The following is a 3,535-nucleotide window of genomic DNA, read 5'->3' as shown; positions in this document are numbered from 1 at the left end:
CTTTTTTTTTTTGGAATTTTTTTTTTGGAATTTTTTTTTTGCGCTAACAACCTCCTGCCGTTTTGCCCGTGCATATCGGTCACGAACAAATCTGATTACTAAACACAGTAGCCTGGATTTGTTCTATCAGTAATCGACCTTATTCCTAATTAAATAGAGCAAATCCCCTTATTGGGGGTAAGACATGAAGATGCCAGAAAAACATGACCTGTTGGCCGCCATTCTCGCGGCAAAGGAACAAGGCATCGGGGCAATCCTTGCGTTTGCAATGGCGTACCTTCGCGGCAGATATAATGGCGGTGCGTTTACAAAAACAGTAATCGACGCAACGATGTGCGCCATTATCGCCTAGTTCATTCGTGACCTTCTCGACTTCGCCGGACTAAGTAGCAATCTCGCTTATATAACGAGCGTGTTTATCGGCTACATCGGTACTGACTCGATTGGTTCGCTTATCAAACGCTTCGCTGCTAAAAAAGCCGGAGTAGAAGATGGTAGAAATCAATAATCAACGTAAGGCGTTCCTCGATATGCTGGCGTGGTCGGAGGGAACTGATAACGGACGTCAGAAAACCAGAAATCATGGTTATGACGTCATTGTAGGCGGAGAGCTATTTACTGATTACTCCGATCACCCTCGCAAACTTGTCACGCTAAACCCAAAACTCAAATCAACAGGCGCCGGACGCTACCAGCTTCTTTCCCGTTGGTGGGATGCCTACCGCAAGCAGCTTGGCCTGAAAGACTTCTCTCCGAAAAGTCAGGACGCTGTGGCATTGCAGCAGATTAAGGAGCGTGGCGCTTTACCTATGATTGATCGTGGTGATATCCGTCAGGCAATCGACCGTTGCAGCAATATCTGGGCTTCACTGCCGGGCGCTGGTTATGGTCAGTTCGAGCATAAGGCTGACAGCCTGATTGCAAAATTCAAAGAAGCGGGCGGAACGGTCAGAGAGATTGATGTATGAGCAGAGTCACCGCGATTATCTCCGCTCTGGTTATCTGCATCATCGTCTGCCTGTCATGGGCTGTTAATCATTACCGTGATAACGCCATTACCTACAAAGCCCAGCGCGACAAAAATGCCAGAGAACTGAAGCTGGCGAACGCGGCAATTACTGACATGCAGATGCGTCAGCGTGATGTTGCTGCGCTCGATGCAAAATACACGAAGGAGTTAGCTGATGCTAAAGCTGAAAATGATGCTCTGCGTGATGATGTTGCCGCTGGTCGTCGTCGGTTGCACATCAAAGCAGTCTGTCAGTCAGTGCGTGAAGCCACCACCGCCTCCGGCGTGGATAATGCAGCCTCCCCCCGACTGGCAGACACCGCTGAACGGGATTATTTCACCCTCAGAGAGAGGCTGATCACTATGCAAAAACAACTGGAAGGAACCCAGAAGTATATTAATGAGCAGTGCAGATAGAGTTGCCCATATCGATGGGCAACTCATGCAATTATTGTGAGCAATACACACGCGCTTCCAGCGGAGTATAAATGCCTAAAGTAATAAAACCGAGCAATCCATTTACGAATGTTTGCTGGGTTTCTGTTTTAACAACATTTTCTGCGCCGCCACAAATTTTGGCTGCATCGACAGTTTTCTTCTGCCCAATTCCAGAAACGAAGAAATGATGGGTGATGGTTTCCTTTGGTGCTACTGCTGCCGGTTTGTTTTGAACAGTAAACGTCTGTTGAGCACATCCTGTAATAAGCAGGGCCAGCGCAGTAGCGAGTAGCATTTTTTTCATGGTGTTATTCCCGATGCTTTTTGAAGTTCGCAGAATCGTATGTGTAGAAAATTAAACAAACCCTAAACAATGAGTTGAAATTTCATATTGTTAATATTTATTAATGTATGTCAGGTGCGATGAATCGTCATTGTATTCCCGGATTAACTATGTCCACAGCCCTGACGGGGAACTTCTCTGCGGGAGTGTCCGGGAATAATTAAAACGATGCACACAGGGTTTAGCGCGTACACGTATTGCATTATGCCAACGCCCCGGTGCTGACACGGAAGAAACCGGACGTTATGATTTAGCGTGGAAAGATTTGTGTAGTGTTCTGAATGCTCTCAGTAAATAGTAATGAATTATCAAAGGTATAGTAATATCTTTTATGTTCATGGATATTTGTAACCCATCGGAAAACTCCTGCTTTAGCAAGATTTTCCCTGTATTGCTGAAATGTGATTTCTCTTGATTTCAACCTATCATAGGACGTTTCTATAAGATGCGTGTTTCTTGAGAATTTAACATTTACAACCTTTTTAAGTCCTTTTATTAACACGGTGTTATCGTTTTCTAACACGATGTGAATATTATCTGTGGCTAGATAGTAAATATAATGTGAGACGTTGTGACGTTTTAGTTCAGAATAAAACAATTCACAGTCTAAATCTTTTCGCACTTGATCGAATATTTCTTTAAAAATGGCAACCTGAGCCATTGGTAAAACCTTCCATGTGATACGAGGGCGCGTAGTTTGCATTATCGTTTTTATCGTTTCAATCTGGTCTGACCTCCTTGTGTTTTGTTGATGATTTATGTCAAATATTAGGAATGTTTTCACTTAATAGTATTGGTTGCGTAACAAAGTGCGGTCCTGCTGGCATTCTGGAGGGAAATACAACCGACAGATGTATGTAAGGCCAACGTGCTCAAATCTTCATACAGAAAGATTTGAAGTAATATTTTAACCGCTAGATGAAGAGCAAGCGCATGGAGCGACAAAATGAATAAAGAACAATCTGCTGATGATCCCTCCGTGGATCTGATTCGTGTAAAAAATATGCTTAATAGCACCATTTCTATGAGTTACCCTGATGTTGTAATTGCATGTATAGAACATAAGGTGTCTCTGGAAGCATTCAGAGCAATTGAGGCAGCGTTGGTGAAGCACGATAATAATATGAAGGATTATTCCCTGGTGGTTGACTGATCACCATAACTGCTAATCATTCAAACTATTTAGTCTGTGACAGAGCCAACACGCAGTCTGTCACTGTCAGGAAAGTGGTAAAACTGCAACTCAATTACTGCAATGCCCTCGTAATTAAGTGAATTTACAATATCGTCCTGTTCGGAGGGAAGAACGCGGGATGTTCATTCTTCATCACTTTTAATTGATGTATATGCTCTCTTTTCTGACGTTAGTCTCCGACGGCAGGCTTCAATGACCCAGGCTGAGAAATTCCCGGACCCTTTTTGCTCAAGAGCGATGTTAATTTGTTCAATCATTTGGTTAGGAAAGCGGATGTTGCGGGTTGTTGTTCTGCGGGTTCTGTTCTTCGTTGACATGAGGTTGCCCCGTATTCAGTGTCGCTGATTTGTATTGTCTGAAGTTGTTTTTACGTTAAGTTGATGCAGATCAATTAATACGATACCTGCGTCATAATTGATTATTTGACGTGGTTTGATGGCCTCCACGCACGTTGTGATATGTAGATGATAATCATTATCACTTTACGGGTCCTTTCCGGTGAAAAAAAAGGTACCAAAAAAAACATCGTCGTGAGTAGTGAACCGTACCA

The 3,535-nt window shown here is 43.4% G+C and carries 6 protein-coding genes and 1 pseudogene; 4 read left to right on the top strand and 3 right to left on the bottom strand.

What is annotated here, in order from left to right; genetic code table 11:
• The first annotated feature begins 184 nt into the window (after positions 1 to 184).
• From ACVS9P_RS11215 to rzpD, 3 genes and pseudogenes are all read left to right on the top strand, one after another.
• Positions 185 to 508 (top strand): annotated as a pseudogene (locus tag ACVS9P_RS11215) (phage holin, lambda family).
• Positions 492 to 968: a glycoside hydrolase family 24 protein gene (locus ACVS9P_RS11210; protein ID WP_000229403.1), complete on the top strand. Its 477-nt coding sequence runs from the start codon at positions 492 to 494 to the stop codon at positions 966 to 968. The pseudogene ACVS9P_RS11215 and the gene ACVS9P_RS11210 overlap by 17 nt, the downstream one beginning before the upstream one ends.
• Positions 965 to 1,426 (top strand): prophage endopeptidase RzpD, encoded by a 462-nt coding sequence (gene rzpD, locus ACVS9P_RS11205; protein ID WP_000092275.1) that lies wholly within the window; start codon positions 965 to 967, stop codon positions 1,424 to 1,426. The genes ACVS9P_RS11210 and rzpD overlap by 4 nt, the downstream gene beginning before the upstream one ends.
• 31 nt (positions 1,427 to 1,457) lie before the next feature.
• On the opposite strand, the gene bor is transcribed toward rzpD, so the two are convergent.
• On the bottom strand, positions 1,458 to 1,751 hold the full coding sequence (bor, locus tag ACVS9P_RS11200) for a serum resistance lipoprotein Bor (protein ID WP_000738492.1): 294 nt from the start codon (positions 1,749 to 1,751) through the stop codon (positions 1,458 to 1,460).
• Positions 1,752 to 2,040: 289 nt separating this feature from the next.
• Complete coding sequence (locus tag ACVS9P_RS11195) at positions 2,041 to 2,451, bottom strand: DUF1398 domain-containing protein (RefSeq protein WP_012775990.1); 411 nt, start codon at positions 2,449 to 2,451, stop codon at positions 2,041 to 2,043.
• A gap of 285 nt (positions 2,452 to 2,736) precedes the next feature.
• Between ACVS9P_RS11195 and ybcW the strand changes: the two genes are divergently transcribed.
• Positions 2,737 to 2,943, top strand: coding sequence for a protein YbcW (gene ybcW / locus ACVS9P_RS11190; RefSeq protein ID WP_001031427.1), 207 nt, complete (start codon positions 2,737 to 2,739; stop codon positions 2,941 to 2,943).
• A 164-nt stretch (positions 2,944 to 3,107) separates the two neighbouring features.
• On the opposite strand, the gene ACVS9P_RS11185 is transcribed toward ybcW, so the two are convergent.
• Positions 3,108 to 3,302, bottom strand: coding sequence for a YlcI/YnfO family protein (locus ACVS9P_RS11185; RefSeq protein ID WP_001421937.1), 195 nt, complete (start codon positions 3,300 to 3,302; stop codon positions 3,108 to 3,110).
• Positions 3,303 to 3,535: the final 233 nt, after the last annotated feature.

It is taken from the genome of Caproicibacterium sp. NSD3, assembly GCF_053613275.1.
This window is presented reverse-complemented; position numbering and strand designations above follow the sequence as displayed.

Coding starts and splice junctions, on each gene's coding strand:
- ACVS9P_RS11210 (WP_000229403.1), top strand. CDS start 492: ATGGTAGAAATCAATAATCAACGTAAGGCGTTCCTCGATATGCTGGCG.
- rzpD (WP_000092275.1), top strand. CDS start 965: ATGAGCAGAGTCACCGCGATTATCTCCGCTCTGGTTATCTGCATCATC.
- bor (WP_000738492.1), bottom strand. CDS start 1,751: ATGAAAAAAATGCTACTCGCTACTGCGCTGGCCCTGCTTATTACAGGA.
- ACVS9P_RS11195 (WP_012775990.1), bottom strand. CDS start 2,451: ATGGCTCAGGTTGCCATTTTTAAAGAAATATTCGATCAAGTGCGAAAA.
- ybcW (WP_001031427.1), top strand. CDS start 2,737: ATGAATAAAGAACAATCTGCTGATGATCCCTCCGTGGATCTGATTCGT.
- ACVS9P_RS11185 (WP_001421937.1), bottom strand. CDS start 3,302: ATGTCAACGAAGAACAGAACCCGCAGAACAACAACCCGCAACATCCGC.